At 62.8% G+C, this 14,512-nt stretch carries 13 protein-coding genes; 9 read left to right on the plus strand and 4 right to left on the minus strand.

All coding sequences use genetic code 11. The features are described 5' to 3' along the window. Positions 1–380 precede the first annotated feature (380 nt). Positions 381–1,193 (minus strand): pyrroline-5-carboxylate reductase, encoded by an 813-nt coding sequence (gene proC / locus M6689_RS03675; RefSeq protein ID WP_298267971.1) that lies wholly within the window; start codon positions 1,191–1,193, stop codon positions 381–383. Between the two features lie 374 nt (positions 1,194–1,567). Here proC and M6689_RS03680 point away from each other — a divergent pair, with 374 nt between their 5' ends. The 6 genes from M6689_RS03680 (at position 1,568) to speA (ending at position 7,618) form a co-directional block, all read left to right on the plus strand. Then, complete coding sequence (locus tag M6689_RS03680; protein ID WP_298267973.1) at positions 1,568–2,113, plus strand: XRE family transcriptional regulator; 546 nt, start codon at positions 1,568–1,570, stop codon at positions 2,111–2,113. 19 nt (positions 2,114–2,132) lie between these two features. Next, entirely contained in the window at positions 2,133–3,326 is a 1,194-nt protein-coding gene (locus M6689_RS03685; protein ID WP_298267975.1) for a saccharopine dehydrogenase family protein, read from the plus strand. A gap of 99 nt (positions 3,327–3,425) precedes the next feature. Further along, positions 3,426–3,842, plus strand: a complete 417-nt coding sequence (locus M6689_RS03690; protein ID WP_298267977.1) for a nucleotidyltransferase domain-containing protein — start codon at positions 3,426–3,428, stop codon at positions 3,840–3,842. After that, positions 3,842–4,273 carry a DUF86 domain-containing protein gene (locus M6689_RS03695; protein ID WP_298267979.1) on the plus strand — a complete coding sequence of 144 codons (432 nt, stop codon included), beginning with the start codon at positions 3,842–3,844 and terminating at the stop codon, positions 4,271–4,273. Before M6689_RS03690 ends, M6689_RS03695 begins: the two co-directional genes overlap by 1 nt. Then, on the plus strand, positions 4,270–5,424 hold the full coding sequence (gene nspC / locus M6689_RS03700) for a carboxynorspermidine decarboxylase (RefSeq protein WP_298267981.1): 1,155 nt from the start codon (positions 4,270–4,272) through the stop codon (positions 5,422–5,424). The genes M6689_RS03695 and nspC overlap by 4 nt, the downstream gene beginning before the upstream one ends. 286 nt (positions 5,425–5,710) lie before the next feature. Then, positions 5,711–7,618, plus strand: coding sequence for an arginine decarboxylase (speA, locus tag M6689_RS03705; protein WP_298267983.1), 1,908 nt, complete (start codon positions 5,711–5,713; stop codon positions 7,616–7,618). A gap of 144 nt (positions 7,619–7,762) precedes the next feature. Here speA and M6689_RS03710 read toward each other — a convergent pair whose 3' ends face one another. From M6689_RS03710 to M6689_RS03720, 3 genes are read right to left on the minus strand one after another with little or no spacing between them, the layout of a single operon-like run. Continuing rightward, a complete protein-coding gene (locus M6689_RS03710; protein ID WP_298267984.1) occupies positions 7,763–8,785 on the minus strand; it encodes a cytochrome d ubiquinol oxidase subunit II in 1,023 nt (340 codons plus the stop codon). After that, positions 8,772–10,103: a cytochrome ubiquinol oxidase subunit I gene (locus M6689_RS03715; protein ID WP_298267986.1), complete on the minus strand. Its 1,332-nt coding sequence runs from the start codon at positions 10,101–10,103 to the stop codon at positions 8,772–8,774. The genes M6689_RS03710 and M6689_RS03715 overlap by 14 nt, the downstream gene beginning before the upstream one ends. A gap of 12 nt (positions 10,104–10,115) precedes the next feature. After that, positions 10,116–10,487 carry a hypothetical protein gene (locus M6689_RS03720; protein ID WP_298267988.1) on the minus strand — a complete coding sequence of 124 codons (372 nt, stop codon included), beginning with the start codon at positions 10,485–10,487 and terminating at the stop codon, positions 10,116–10,118. Between the two features lie 441 nt (positions 10,488–10,928). Here M6689_RS03720 and M6689_RS03725 point away from each other — a divergent pair, with 441 nt between their 5' ends. From M6689_RS03725 to M6689_RS03735, 3 genes are all read left to right on the plus strand, one after another. Continuing rightward, complete coding sequence (locus tag M6689_RS03725; protein WP_298267990.1) at positions 10,929–12,419, plus strand: AAA family ATPase; 1,491 nt, start codon at positions 10,929–10,931, stop codon at positions 12,417–12,419. Between the two features lie 63 nt (positions 12,420–12,482). Next, positions 12,483–13,664 (plus strand): MFS transporter, encoded by a 1,182-nt coding sequence (locus tag M6689_RS03730; RefSeq protein WP_298267992.1) that lies wholly within the window; start codon positions 12,483–12,485, stop codon positions 13,662–13,664. 65 nt (positions 13,665–13,729) lie between these two features. After that, positions 13,730–14,167: a surface-adhesin E family protein gene (locus M6689_RS03735; protein WP_298267994.1), complete on the plus strand. Its 438-nt coding sequence runs from the start codon at positions 13,730–13,732 to the stop codon at positions 14,165–14,167. The last annotated feature ends 345 nt before the right edge of the window (positions 14,168–14,512 follow it).

A 14,512-nucleotide genomic window follows, 5' to 3' on the forward strand; every position in this document is an offset into this window, starting at 1 on the left:
CCACAGAATGAGAGGCGTGTAGTATGGTGCTCCATCCGTTTCCTCCTGGTTTCCCAGCGTAATATACGGGAAGCCGAAGAGGATGTCCAGCATTTATTTATCGCAGGGGATCAAGCTCCGTCAAAAACGGGTAATGCTCCCCACGTCTCTTCACTCTGATTCGCCGCCATCGTAGAATTTGTGGTACTCAGCATTAAAAGACCCACAAGAATAACCGTTTTCATTTGTAGTACTCCTTTTTATGTGTATTTGTAGCTGCTCAACTTGTTATTGAGCAGTTCACGCGCACGCGCGCGTGAACTGCTCATCCCCCCAAATGGAATATTTCTTCCGAAAACCTCCGGCAAACATCCGAACTCTTCTCCTTGATGACCATGTAGCTACTTCCTCCCGAGTTCGGCCGAGCGGGCGGTGGCCGCGTCGACGGCGCCGATCACCGCGCCGCGGAATCCGCTTTGCTCCAGGGAGGCGAGGCCGGCGATGGTGGTGCCGCCGGGGGAGGTGACCTTCTCCCGGAGGATGGCCGGGTGCTCGCCGCTCTCCATGACGAGCTTCGCCGCGCCGAGGACGGTCTGGGCGGCGAGTCGGGCCGCTACGTCGCGGGGGAGGCCGTTCTTGACCCCGGCGTCGGAGAGCGCTTCGATGAAGGTGAAGACGTAGGCCGGGCCGCTGCCGGAGAGGCCGGTCACCGCGTCCATGAGCTTTTCGTCCACCACGCAGCTCGTCCCGACCAGGTCGAAAATCCCCCGCGCGAAGGAGAGGTCTTCGTCGATGGCGTGGGTGCCGCGGCTCAAGGCGGAGGCGCCGTGCAGGACCAGGGCCGGCGTGTTCGGCATGACCCGGATCACCCGGACCGGCCCGTCGCACGCCTCTTCGATGGCGGCGGCCGTTACCCCTGCCATGATGGAGATGAGGAGCTTCCCGTTGAGGGAGCCGGAACCCATTCCGGCGATAACCCCCCGGAAGAGCTGGGGCTTGACGGCGAGGATGACGGCGTCGCTTTCAGTCACCACGTCGGTATTTTCAGCCCGCGCGTCGACGCCGTAACGGCTCCGCAGTTCCTCCCGCCGGGCCGCCACCGGTTCGGCGACGAAGATGTTCGCCGCCGGCACCCGTCCTGCGAGGAGCCCCTTAATGATCGCCTCCGCCATGTTCCCTCCGCCGATGAACCCGAGTTTCCGACCCTGAAGCATGATATTTCCCCTTCCCTGTAGGCGCCGCGCGCGTTTATTTTCAACAGCCTGCTGATGTATTATGTGGTTTTCACCGTAATAGAGCCGTCCCCCCGAAATGTCAAGCCGGATGATGGCGGCGGGTCGACAAGGGAGCCGTTTTTCCGCTGTGCGGCGAAGCGATTTCGGTGCAAAAACGCCATTGTATGAAAAAGGTGTGACGGCCCGAAAAAATCGTTGACACCCGTATTCCTTTGTATTATAAACCACCCCTTGTGCGCGCGTGGTTAAACAGAAAGTTTAGAAATGCTAAACCAGCCGCCTTACAGAAAGTTTAGAAATGCTAAACTCGTCAAATGACATAAAGTTTAGCATTTCTAAACCCGGAGGAACGCGTGAAGATCGGCGAGCGGTTGAAGCGGCTCAGGATGATCAACTCCCTCACCCAGGAAGAGCTGGCGAGTCGGGCTGACCTCACCAAGGGGTACATCTCCCAGCTGGAAAATGACGCCACCTCTCCCTCCATTGCCACCCTGAAAGACATCCTCGACGTCTTCGGCGTCAGCATGCAGGAGTTCTTCGGCGACCCCATCGGCGAGGACGTGGTGTACGGCAAGGAGGCGCGGGTCCAGCCCTCGGCCGGCGACGAGAAGATCCGGGTGGAGCTCCTGGTCCCCGGCGCCCAGAACCGGGAGATGGACCCGGCGCTGGTGACCCTGGCCCCCGGCGAGGAGATGGACGAGCAGAATTTCCACGAGGGGGAGGAGTTCGGCTTCGTCCTCCTCGGGAAGATCCAGCTCCGGCTGGACGACAAGGTCCATACGGTGAAGAAGGATGAGTGCTTCTATTTCACCTCGGACAAACGCCACACGGTGAAGAACATCGGCAGGGGGCCGGCGAAGATACTGTGGGTCGTGACCCCGCCAACCTTTACGTACTAGAAACGGAGGATTCGAATCCATGAGCAAGGTACTGATAATCGGAGCCGGCGGCGTCGGCCAGGTCGTGGCCCACAAGTGCGCCCAGCGCCGGGACATCTTCAGCGAGATCACCCTGGCCTCCCGGACCAAGGCCAAGTGCGACGCCATCGCCGCCCAACTGAACAACAGCATCGCCACCGCCCGGGTGGATGCCGACAACGTCCCCGAGCTGGCGGCGCTCATAAGGCGTGAGCAGCCGAAGCTCGTCATCAACGTGGCCCTGCCATACCAGGACCTGACCATCATGGACGCCTGCCTGGAGACCGGGGTCGACTATCTCGACACCGCCAACTACGAGCCGCGGGATACCGCCAGGTTCGAGTACTCGTGGCAGTGGGCCTATCAGGACAGCTTCAAGAATGCAGGTCTCATGGCGCTCCTCGGCTCCGGCTTCGATCCCGGCGTGACCAACGTCTACACCGCCCTGGCCGCCAAGAAGTACCTGGACGAGGTGCAGGAGATCGACATCATCGACGCCAACGCCGGGAGCCACGGCCAGCCCTTCGCCACCAACTTCAACCCGGAGATCAACATCCGCGAGGTGACCGCCCCGTGCCGCCACTGGGAGAACGGCCAGTGGGTGGAGACCGGCGCCCTGGCCACCAAGCGTTCCTTCGACTTCCCCGAGGGGATCGGCCCCATGAACATCTACCGGATGTACCACGAGGAGATGGAGTCGATCGTCAAGCACATCCCGACCATCAGGAAGGCCCAGTTCTGGATGACCTTCTCCGACAACTATCTCAAGCACCTGGAGGTGCTGCAGAACGTCGGCATGACCCGCATCGACGAGGTGGAGTTCCAGGGACAGAAGATCGTGCCGCTCCAGTTCCTGAAGGCGGTCCTCCCCGACCCGGGCTCCCTTGGGCCGCTCACCAAGGGGAAGACCTGCATCGGGGTCATCGCCCGGGGGCTGAAGGACGGCAAGCGTCGCCAGGTCTACATCTACAACATCTGCGACCACGAGGCCTGCTTCAAGGAGGTCGGCTCCCAGGCCATCAGCTACACCACCGGCGTGCCGGCGGTGGTCGGCGCCATCATGATGCTGACCGGCAAGTGGCACGCTCCGGGCGTCTGGAACATGGAGCAGTTCGATCCCGAGCCGTTCCTGGAAGTGCTTGGGCCGATGGGGCTGCCCGAAGTGGTTGTTGAAGGGGAATGGCCGGTTTTGTAGGGGCGAACCTCGTGTTCGCCCTTCCATATGCGGAATCGGCTTAAAAGCGGGCGATCACAAGGATCGCCCCTACTGACTGACGTTTCCTGAGGGGAACCAATGATCAAGCGGAGCAATCTCCCGGGTGACATTTTTTCACGCATAGATAATCTGGGCACCTTGTTCGGCCGGGATGAACGGATCATTTTTGCCTATCTCTTCGGAGGTCTGGCAAAAGGGGCGCTGAAACCTCTTTCCGACGTGGATATTGCCGTGTACCTGGCTCCGGGGACGGCGGAGGGGACCGTAAAGATCGAACTGTCCGGCTCCATCTCGGACATTCTGGGTACCGATGAACTCGACCTGGTCATCCTGAATGATGCTCCCTTGAGTCTCGCCGGGAGGATACTCGCCGCCCGGCAGGTCATAACGGACAAGGAGCCGTATCTGCGACACGCCTTCGAGTCCCGCATCATGCGGGAGTTCTTCGATTTCAGGCGCAAGGAGGAGGCAATCCTCCTGAGGAGGTTCGCGTAATGGTTGATGTGGCCCTCGTTCTGCGCAAGCTGGCGTCGCTGGACGATTACCGGAAGCAGATCTCCGAATTTTCCGCGATTACGGTGGACGACTATCGGAGCGACTGGAAGGTCCAGCGCATCGTCGAACGGACTCTGCAGATGATGATCGAGCTCTGCGCCGATATCGCCGGGCATATTATTTCAGACCGTGCATTGAGGACTCCGGAAACCTATGCCGATACCTTCCGCGTTCTTGGGGAAAATGGCATCCTGACGGCAGAGCAGACCGCCGTCATGGAAAAGATGGCCAAGTTCAGGAATATCGTGGTGCACCAGTATGAAACGGTTGACGCGGAGATCGTCGTGCTCATCCTGCGGAAACATCTCGACGACTTCCGGCTTTTCTCCGATGCCATCGCGCGGCATCTCGGCGTAAAGACAACGACATGACCGGCATCGACATCGGCAAAATCCTGAAGCTCGCCCCATCCCCCGCCTACGTGGTGGACCTGGGGCGGCTGCGCCACAACCTCGCCATCCTGGACGAGGTGCAGCGTAGGAGCGGAGCGAAGATCCTCATGGCCCTGAAGGCGTTCGCCATGTGGAGCGTCTTTCCGGTCATCCGGGAGACGTTGCAGGGGGTCTGCGCCAGCTCCCCCTGGGAGGCCCGGCTCGGACGGGAGGAGTTCGGCCGCGAGGTCCACAGCTTCGCCGCCGCCTTCAAGGAGAGCGACGTGGTGGAGCTGCTTGCCACCTCCAACCACCTGGTCTTCAACTCCTTCAACCAGCTGGAGCGCTTTCGGCCCCTCTGGGAGAAGGAGCGGGGGCGTGTGTCGGTGGGGCTGCGCGTGAACCCCGAGCACTCCGAGGGGCACACCGCCATCTACGACCCCTGCGCCCCCAAGTCGCGCCTCGGCATCCCCCGGCGGGAGTTCGAGGGGAAGTCCCTGGAGGGGGTGGAGGGGCTCCACTTCCACACCCTCTGTGAGCAACTCTTCGAGCCCCTGGAGCGGACCGTCCGGGTCTTCGAGGAGAAGTTCGGTGCGTTCCTCCCCGGCATGCGGTGGCTGAACCTCGGCGGCGGGCACCACATCACCCGCGATGGATACGACATCGACGCCCTGGTGGAGCTCATCACGTACTTCAAGGGGAAGTACGGCGTGGAGGTCTACCTGGAGCCGGGGGAGGCCATCGCCATCGGCACCGGCATCCTCGTGGGGGAGGTGCTGGACGTGGTGGAGAACGAGATGGAGATAGCCATCCTCGACGTCTCCGCCACCTGCCACATGCCCGACGTGCTGGAGATGCCCTACCGCCCCGGCATCACCGGCGGCTTCGATCCCGGCGCGAAGGCCCACACCTACCGCCTCGGCGGTCCTTCGTGCCTGGCGGGGGACGTCATCGGCGACTGGTCCTTCGAGAGGCCGCTGAAACCGGGCGACCGGCTCGCCTTCGAGGACATGTCCCACTACACCATGGTGAAGACCACCATGTTCAACGGGATCCAGCACCCGGCCATCTGCACCTTCGAGCCGGAGACGGGGGAGTTGAGGGTGGTGCGGAAGTTCGGGTACGAGGATTTCAGGAGCAGGCTGTCTTAGGGGGGCGATATCTCGACGCCGTGTCCTCGAAACCCTGCCTCAACGTAGCGCTGCTACGCCTCGGCACGGTTTCTGCGGGCCGGCGCCGATCTGGCCGAAATCTCCCGCCCCGTTGGAAAAAGCAGAGAAGTAAAACAAGAAAAATATCGTTACAGCGGCGTCAGATTTGCGATGATTCCGTTGGCGGAGAGGAGGAAGGCCCCGCAGGCGTAGCAGCGCTACGTCGAGGAGCCTGACGACGAGCCGACGGCGGAAGGGCGCAAATATGGCGGCGCGAGGAGAGCATATGGAACGCTGGTCGATCAACGACTCCGCCAAAATCTACAACCTCCCCAACTGGGGCGCCGATCTCTTCTCCATCAACAAGAAGGGGAACGTCTGCGTTCATCCGTCCCCCACGTCGAAGCATTCCATCGACCTGCGGGCCTTGGTGGACGACCTCATCAAGCGCAAGATCAAGCCCCCGATTCTCCTTCGGTTCATGGACGTGCTCCAGGGGCGGATCGCCGCCATCAACCGGGTCTTCAGGAACGCCATCGAGGAGAACGACTACCCGGCCAAATACCAGACCTTCTACCCCATCAAGGTGAACCAACAGCGGCAGGTGGTGGAGGCCATCGCCAAGTTCGGCAAGCGTTACAATATCGGCCTCGAGGTGGGCTCCAAGCCGGAGCTGGTGATCGGCATCTCCTTCGCCACGGGGAACGGCATTCCGATCATCTGCAACGGCTACAAGGACACCGAGTACATCGAGACCGTCCTCTACGCCACCAAGATCGGCTACGACATCACCATCGTGGTGGAAAAGATGTTCGAGCTGGAGAAGATCATCGCCCTCTCCAGGAAGACCGGCATCAAGCCGAAGCTCGGCATCCGGGTGAAGCTTTCCTCCAAGGGGACCGGGAAGTGGGCCACCTCCGGCGGCGAGGATGCCAAGTTCGGCCTGAGGATGTCGGAGATCATCGCCGCCATCGGCCTTCTGGAGCAGAACGACCTCCTCGACCGGGTGAAGCTGATCCACTTCCACATCGGGAGCCAGATCACCAAGATCGACAAGATCAAGAGCGCCCTCATCGAGGGAACCCGCGTCTACGCCGAGATGCGGAAGCTTGGGGTCGGCATCGAGTACGTCGACATCGGTGGGGGGCTGGGGGTCGACTACGACGGCTCCAAGTCGAGCTACTTCTCCAGCGTCAACTACTCCATCGAGGAGTACGCCAACGATGTCATCTACCAGATCAAGAACATCTGCGAGGACGCCGGGGTGGAGTGCCCCAACATCATCTCCGAGTCGGGGCGGGCCACGGCGGCCCACTACTCGGTGCTGGTGACGAACCTCCTCAACACCAACACCGCCAACGTCATGCCCGACTTCGAGGAGACCCTGAACGGCGCCGAGAAGCTGGCCCCCACGGTCAAGAAGCTGGTGGACATCTACAAGAGCATCGACCGCTACTCCCTGCGGGAGGACTACCACGACACGGTCCAGCTCATCCAGGAGGCGGTGAGCCTCTTCAACCTCGGGTACCTGACCCTTAACGAGCGGGCCATGGCCGAGTGGCTCCACGGCAAGATCCTGCGCAAGATCAACGGGATCGTGGAGAAGATCAAGCCGATTCCCGAGGAGCTCCAGAACTTCCAGCTGTCACTGCGGCAGACCTACTTCGCCAACTTCTCGCTTTTCCAGTCGATCCCCGACTCCTGGGCCATCGACCAGCTCTTCCCCATCGTGCCGATCCAGCGGCTTAACCAGAAACCGGACGTCATGGCCTCCATCGCCGACATCACCTGCGACTCCGACGGCGAGATCACCAGCTTCGTCGGCGAGAACGGCCGGACCAAGTACCTGCCGCTCCACAAGATCCGCAAGGACGAGGACTACTTCGTGGGCTTCTTCCTGATCGGCGCCTACCAGGAGATCCTGGGGGACATGCACAACCTCTTCGGCGACACCAACGCCGTGCACGTCACCTTCAACAAGAAGACCGGCTACAAGGTCGACACCGTCATCAACGGCGACGCCACCTGGGAGAGCCTGAAATACGTCCAGTACAAGGGACCGGAGATCCTGAAGCACGTACGCGACAACCTGGAGAAGGACGTGGCCCTGCGGAAAGTCACCATCGAGGAGAGTAGCCACTTCCTGGAGCTCCTCGACCGGACGCTCCTCGGGTACACCTACCTGGGGGAATGATGCGGCCGTGAGGCGGTGAGCGCCTCGCGGGAAAGATTGCGGAAGGTAGAAGCGCCCTTGATGTTCCGGCTTCGGAACGTCAGGGGCGTTTTTGTTGCAACAAGGAGCGGGGAATACCACCAGCCGCGGGCGGTGCCGTCCACATCAATCTTCCGGAGAGTCGGGAGGGTATTCCGGATTCGGCTCGCCGCGGAACGTCCAGTAGAGGAACAGCAGCGACGGGACCAGGACGGCTGCGCCGAAGGGAAGGGCCGCGAAGACCGCGACGAGCGTGGCCCGGGGCGCTGCCGCCGCGGCGAGGGAGAGCTGGCCGATGAGGATGTCGGGATACATCGCGGCGCAGAAACCGGTGATCGTCAGGGCGACGGTCCCGGCGGCGACGACCTGCGCCCAGGCGTAGCGGCGCTGCCAGAGCAGGAGCTGGGTCGTGGTCCCCGAGATCACGGCCAGGGCCACGATGGGTGTCGCCCATGAGGTGAGGAGCCGGGCGGCGAAGAGGGGGGCATCGGCCAGGGCAACGGGAATCTCCACCGCGGTCAGGATGCCGAGGGCGAGACCGCCGATCACGCCCCGTGTTCTGAAGTCGTCCTGCAGCTCCCCTCTGGTGCGCACGGTCATGTAGATTGGCGCCAGATAGGCGCAGACGGCCATCCCCACCACTCCGCCGACCAGGGTGAAGGGGGTGGCCCACGACCACGCCTCGATGTTAACCCGGCCGTCTGCCAGGGTGATCTTCCCTGTCGCCGTGGCGGTTACCGTCATGCCGAGGGCAAAGGGGGTCAGGATGCTCGATATTTCGAACGCTCTCGCGATGAGGGGGACCCCTCTCACCGCCCGCCTGCCGAAGTGGCGGAAGGCGAAGGCCGCACCGCGGAAGTTGATGCCGACCAGGGCGATCACGAGCGGGACCAGCAGGGCGATAAAGAGGGCCGCAAACCCTTTCGGGAATGCGGTGAAGAGGGTGACCACGACGAAGATCAGCCAGATGTGATTCGTTTCCCAGACGGGGCCGATGGCATGGAACAGGTTCTCCCGCTGTTCCCTGGCGCGGGGGCCGGAGGCGAAGGCGGTCCAGATGCCGCCGCCAAAGTCCGCACCGCCGAAGAGCGCATACATGACCAGCCCGAACAGGAGGACCGCGGCTGCGAGGTTCTCAAGGGTTGACATGGCGATCCTCCCCGGTCCAGTCGCTGTCGCCCGCCTCGTGGGTCGGGCGGGGGAGGAGCCACAGGAGGCCCAGGGTGAGAGCGACATAGACCGCCAGGAAGGTGACGAACACGAGACCGATGCCGGCGTTCGGCGTCACCCCTTCGGCGACGCGCATGTGCCCCTGTACGATCCAGGGCTGGCGGCCGAATTCGGTGACGAACCAGCCGCTTTCCAGGGCGATCATCCCGCAGGGGGAGGCGAGGAGGATCCCCCGCAGCGGCCACTTTCCGACAGGAACTTCCCGCCGGCGCCAGCGCAGCCACCAGAACCACCCGGCAGCCGCCGTCATGATGAAGAACGAGCCGACCATCAGGTCGAAGAAGGGGTGAACGAGGCGCGGATCGGGGATGGCATGGGGGGGAAAGGCGTCGAGCCCTTCCACCACTGCGTCGGGGTCGCGGTGGATGAGAACGCTGAGGAGTCGGGGGAGTTCGATGCCGTACAGGACTTTCCCGGACGCGGGGTCGGGCCAGCCGCCGATGATGAGCGGGGCGCCCCTCGTGGTCGTGAAGAGCGCCTCCATTGCCGCCAGTTTGGGCTTCTCGTGCCGGGCGAGAAACCGGGACGCCCAGTCGCCGGAGATGAGCATGAACGGGAGACAGACCCCGGCAATCGCCAACGACAGCGTGAGGGCGCGCCTGTTGAAGTCGGTGATGCGCCCGCGCAGGAGGGCTGCCGCATAGACCCCGGCCGCGGTGAAGCCGGTGGCGACGTATGCGGCGAGCGTGCCGTGAACCGCCTCGTGGGCCCACGCGGGGTTGGCCAGGGCCCGAAGGGGATCGACGTCCGCGAGCCGGCCGTTGACGAGACTGAACCCGGCCGGGGTATTCATCCAGGCGTTGGCGCTGATGACGAAGGCCGCCGAGGCGGCGGCGGCGATCGTGAGGGGGATGGTGGAGAAGAAGAGCATCCGGCGGGAGAGCCGCTGTTCCCCGTAGATGTAAAGGGCAAGAAAGACCGCCTCGGTAAAGAACGCAAACCCTTCCAGCCAGAAGGGGAGGCCGATGAGGGGGCCGCTGAAGGCCATGAACTCCGGCCAGAGAAACCCGAGCTCAAACGAGAGGATAGTGCCGGAAACCGCGCCGATGGCGAAGAGCACTCCGGCAGGGCGCACCCAGCGGCGGGCGATATGGTGGTAGACCTCGTCGCCGGTCCGCAGCGAGAGCGCTTCCGCGATCATCAGCATGAAGGGGAGGCCGACCCCGATCGTCGCATAGATGATGTGGAAGGCGAGCGAAACCCCCATCAGGGCGCGGGAAGAGAGCAGGGAATCCATTCACGCCACGTCTTATCGGTTCTTGAAACGGGACATCATCTTGTCATACTGGGCGGACAAATCTTCCAGTGCCTTTTGCGTTTCGGCCTTCGCATTGTCCCAAGCTTCGCCAGTCGCCGACTTGAGCTTCTCCAGGTTCCTCTCCGCCGCCTCTTTTTTCTCTTTCATAATCATCATTTCCTGGTCGAACTTTTCCTTCGCATCCATTTTCAGGTCGGCAGCCTTCTCTTTCATCTCGTCCATTTTCTGCTCGAGCCCCTTGAGCGTTCCCTCCGCCTGCTGCTGATACGTCTCCTTGTCCATCTTCTGATCATCACCGAACGCCGGAAGGGCGCCCGCGCATATGAGGCAGAGTAATGTCACAACTATCCATGCTCGTTTCATCTTTCATCTCCTTTTCTGGTGTGATAGACCTGCCGAGAGTCAATCAGTTGCAACGATTTATCTCTGCGCCGGTTCTGTTTACTATTGCAAAGAATTGATCCAAGTCAAGGGGACCGACCAGTCCGCGAAAATCGCTTTATCGGGGTTGAAAGTAAATTCTTCCCAATGGTTGTCAATGAGGCAAACGTGTGCGAGGATCATTTTCCGGTGGAAATCGGCAACCCGTCCGGCAATCTCCCCTTCCTCCGGGTGCACGTGGGAAAATGCATCGAATCGGCGCGATCTTAAACGGCCCGAACATAATCTTTACCTTTGCCCCGGGGTGAAGAGTGTGCGATAAGTGAGTCTCAGCCCGGAAAACCACCGGAGCCCTGCTGTGTGGAGCCGGGGCGATTGTGCGGCACACTGTCACATCGGCATGTGCGATCTCAAGGAGGATGCGTGGAAGACCTTAAGGTGAGCGGGCTCGTGCGCCTGGTGGGAGCGGGGGTGAACCTCGTCTATGTGGTGACCGACAACGAGCGGCGGACCGAGCAGATCGCCGTCCAGGCCACCTCGCGGGTGAAGGGGGCGGGTACGCCTTACCTCTGGACCTGCACCGACGGTCTCGTGCGCGACGGGGCCGCGGCGGAGGGGACCGACGATCCGGTGGCGGCCCTCGACTTCGCCATCGCCCAGCCGGGACCCCTGGTCTTCATCTTCAAGGATCTCAGCTGGTTCTGGGGGGACAATCCGTACATCATCCGGAAGGTGAAAGAGTTCGCCCACCGGGGAAGGGGGAAGGTCCTCCTCATCCTCGGCGAGAGCGAAGCGGTCCCTCCGGCGATACGGGAGGAGCTCGTGATCCTCCACCAGGGGCTCCCGACCATCGACGAGATCAAGGCGTTCCTGGAGCAGATGAAGGGGCGCGACCAGTTCCTCGCCCGGTCGTGCGAGGCGGACCCGGGCCTCATCTACGACCTGGTGGTGGCGGCCCAGGGGCTGGACCTGGCGGACATCGAGCGGGGAATGCGGATAGCAAGGGCCGCCGGCGGCATCGGAGGGGGCGCCCTCGTCATGGCGCTCTTCGAGACCAAACGGACGATCATCCGCAAGAGCGGCATCATGGAGTTCGTCATCAACGATGCCTCTTCCGAGCAGGTAGGGGGGATGGAAAACCTCAAGCAGTGGATGGAGCGACGGGAGCGGGCCTTCGGCCTGGAGGGAATCTCCTCGGGGACGAACCTTCCGAAGGGGATCCTGATGATGGGGATCGCCGGCTGCGGCAAGTCCCTCTTCGTCAAGGCGATTGCGGCCACGTGGCGGCTGCCGCTGATACGGCTCGACATGGCGGCGGTCTACGACGGGAGCTACGGCACCCCCGAGTCGAGCCTGCGCAAGGCGTTCAAGACCGCCGAGGCGATCGCGCCGTGCGTCCTCTGGATCGACGAGATCGAGGCGGGGATATCCAGCCAGGGGTTCAAGGCGGAGGGGGGGCCGGCGTCGCGCATCCTCGGCTCGTTCCTCACCTGGATGCAGGAGAAGCGGGCGCCGGTCTTCGTCGCCGCCACCGCCAACGCCATAGAGATGCTTCCGGCCGAGGTGATCCGCAAGGGGCGCTTCGACGAGATCTTCTACGTGGGGCTCCCCGACCCGCCGGCGCGGGAGGAGATCTTCCGCATCCACCTGCAGAAGCAGAAGATCGACCCCGCCGCCATCGACGTGCCGCTCATGGCCGGCTCCACCAAGGGGTTTTCGGGGGCCGAGATCGAGCAGGCGGTGCTGTCGGCCTCCTTCGAGGCCCTTACCGAGAAGCGCGCCGTGACCCAGCAGGATCTCATGGCGGCCATCAGCCGCACCGTCCCTCTTTCGGTCACCATGGCGGAGCAGATCAAGAAGATCGAGGCGTGGGCGTTCAAGCGGGCGGTACCGGCCTCGGGTAAGTTTGCGTAGGGACTCGGGGCTCGGGACTGGCAACAAACCGCGAGCCCCGAGTCCCCAGCCCCGAGGTTTTTCATGCTCAACGGTATTTCCGCCAACGTCCTGATCCTGGGGCTCGTCAGCTTCCTCACCGACGTCTCCAGCGAGATGATCTATCCGCTCCTGCCGCTCTTCCTCACCTCGGTGCTCGGGGCGGGGCCGGCCTTTCTCGGGGTGATCGAGGGGGTGGCCGAGTCGACCGCGGCGCTCCTCAAGCTCGTCTCCGGGATCGCCTCCGACCGGGTGCGGAGCCGCAAGTCCCTGGTCTTCTCCGGCTATGCCCTCTCCTCAGTCGCACGTCCCCTCGTGGCGGCCGCTACCTCTGCCGGGGCGGTGCTCGCCGTGCGCTTCGCCGACCGGGTGGGGAAGGGGATCCGGACCTCGCCGCGGGACGCCCTCATCGCCGATTCCACCGATCCCGCCCTGCGGGGAAAGGCCTACGGCTTCCACCGGGCCATGGACCACGGCGGGGCGCTCGTCGGGCCGCTGGTGGCCACCCTTCTTCTCACCTGGTTCGTGAAGGATCTGCGGACCGTCTTCTGGCTCGCCGCCATCCCCGGGGGGCTGGCGGTACTCCTCGTTGCCGTCCGGGTGCGGGAGACCGAGCGGCGGCAGACCGCCAACGGGAGCTTCCTCGGCTTCGTTCCCCGGGGAAGGCTGCGGCGCTACCTCTTCGTCCTTCTCATCTTCACCCTCGGCAACTCCTCCGACGCCTTCCTGCTCTTGCGGGCGGGGGAACTTGGCGTATCGGTGGCCCGCATTCCGCTCCTCTGGACCTTCTTCCATCTCGTCAAGATGGCTGGCTCCACCCCATTCGGGTCGCTTTCCGACCGGATCGGCCGACGGTGGGTGATCGTCGCCGGCTGGGGGGTCTATGCCCTCTCCTATGCCGGGTTCGCCCTGGCGACGACCGAAGCCGCCTGCTGGCTCCTCTTCGCCGTCTACGGGCTCTTCTACGCCATGACCGAGGGGGTGGAGAAGGCGCTCCTGGCCGATCTCGTGACGCCGCAGGAGCGGGGGGGGGCCTTCGGCTGGTACAACTTCGCCGTCGGCGTCGGGGCACTGCCGGCGAGTCTTCTCTTCGGGTTTCTCTGGGAAAAGGTCGGGCGGGGGGCCGCCTTCGGCTGTGGCGCGCTGCTGGCGGCGGTGGCGGCCCTTCTTCTGCTCACCGTCGTGGGGGAAACGAGGCGGGAGCCCTTTCTTGACAACGGTCCCTGACCCTCTATCATGGAGTGGACGGCCGCGCCGTCCCATTTGCCGTCATTTCCCGTCGAGGAGGAATCATGAAAACCGTTTGCCGTCTGCTGCTGGCCATCTCGCTCGTTACCTCCTTCACTGCCGGTGCCGCCACGGCCGCCGGGGATCCCTGGGTGCTCATCGACGAGGACCCGATGCTCTCCAATTACTTCTACGACCGTACCTCCGTGAAAAAGGGGGACGACGACCTGGTGACGGTCCGGACGAAGGCCGTCTACACCGGGGAAGGAAAGAGCGATGCCCTCGACACCATCGGCCATCCGAAGGGGTTCGAGGATCTGAGCGCCACGGTATTCCTCTATGCAATCAACTGCTCCGGCGACATGAGCCGGTTAGAGAAGGTTACCCACTTCGACAGCAAGGGTGGCACGATCAAGTCGTACGACCTGGCCGGCAAGACCACTTGGGAGCCGATCGAGGCCGACACCCGCATGAGCCTCCTGCGCGACGCCGTCTGCAAGTAGTCTGAAGCCAGGCCCTCCACATCCCTCCTCCTCCTCCCCCTCAGTGAAGGGGAGGAGCCCCCTGAGTGGAAGATTGCTCAACGAGGTTTTGCCCTCTCGGTCAAATGGCTGACTTTTTTCTCTGTTGACGTTTTTTTGACAACACTCCCCCCCTTATTCTCACCGATAAAACCTGCCATTGCCCCTCAGTCCGTCTCTCATTAACATTAAACCTGCCCTGTTATTTCGAGCAGTTCACAAGGCTCAAAAATTAATCTAAAGTCTCCCGACGTCGTTGCCGATGAGTTTTCCAGGCCCGTTGTTTTTCGGGTCTGATATTTGCTCGATTGTCATGCAGGTGAGCCG

Origin of the sequence: Geobacter sp., from assembly GCF_027327745.1 — a bacterium.
Classification (GTDB): Bacteria; Desulfobacterota; Desulfuromonadia; order Geobacterales; family Geobacteraceae; genus Geobacter.

What these genes read in the sequence shown, in the direction of transcription:
- M6689_RS03735 (WP_298267994.1), top strand. Translation starts at nt 13,730, where the DNA reads ATGAAAACCGTTTGCCGTCTGCTGCTGGCCATCTCGCTCGTTACCTCC.
- nspC (WP_298267981.1), top strand. Translation starts at nt 4,270, where the DNA reads ATGACCGGCATCGACATCGGCAAAATCCTGAAGCTCGCCCCATCCCCC.
- M6689_RS03720 (WP_298267988.1), bottom strand. Translation starts at nt 10,487, where the DNA reads ATGAAACGAGCATGGATAGTTGTGACATTACTCTGCCTCATATGCGCG.
- M6689_RS03685 (WP_298267975.1), top strand. Translation starts at nt 2,133, where the DNA reads ATGAGCAAGGTACTGATAATCGGAGCCGGCGGCGTCGGCCAGGTCGTG.
- M6689_RS03710 (WP_298267984.1), bottom strand. Translation starts at nt 8,785, where the DNA reads ATGTCAACCCTTGAGAACCTCGCAGCCGCGGTCCTCCTGTTCGGGCTG.
- M6689_RS03695 (WP_298267979.1), top strand. Translation starts at nt 3,842, where the DNA reads ATGGTTGATGTGGCCCTCGTTCTGCGCAAGCTGGCGTCGCTGGACGAT.
- speA (WP_298267983.1), top strand. Translation starts at nt 5,711, where the DNA reads ATGGAACGCTGGTCGATCAACGACTCCGCCAAAATCTACAACCTCCCC.
- M6689_RS03690 (WP_298267977.1), top strand. Translation starts at nt 3,426, where the DNA reads ATGATCAAGCGGAGCAATCTCCCGGGTGACATTTTTTCACGCATAGAT.
- M6689_RS03715 (WP_298267986.1), bottom strand. Translation starts at nt 10,103, where the DNA reads ATGGATTCCCTGCTCTCTTCCCGCGCCCTGATGGGGGTTTCGCTCGCC.
- proC (WP_298267971.1), bottom strand. Translation starts at nt 1,193, where the DNA reads ATGCTTCAGGGTCGGAAACTCGGGTTCATCGGCGGAGGGAACATGGCG.
- M6689_RS03730 (WP_298267992.1), top strand. Translation starts at nt 12,483, where the DNA reads ATGCTCAACGGTATTTCCGCCAACGTCCTGATCCTGGGGCTCGTCAGC.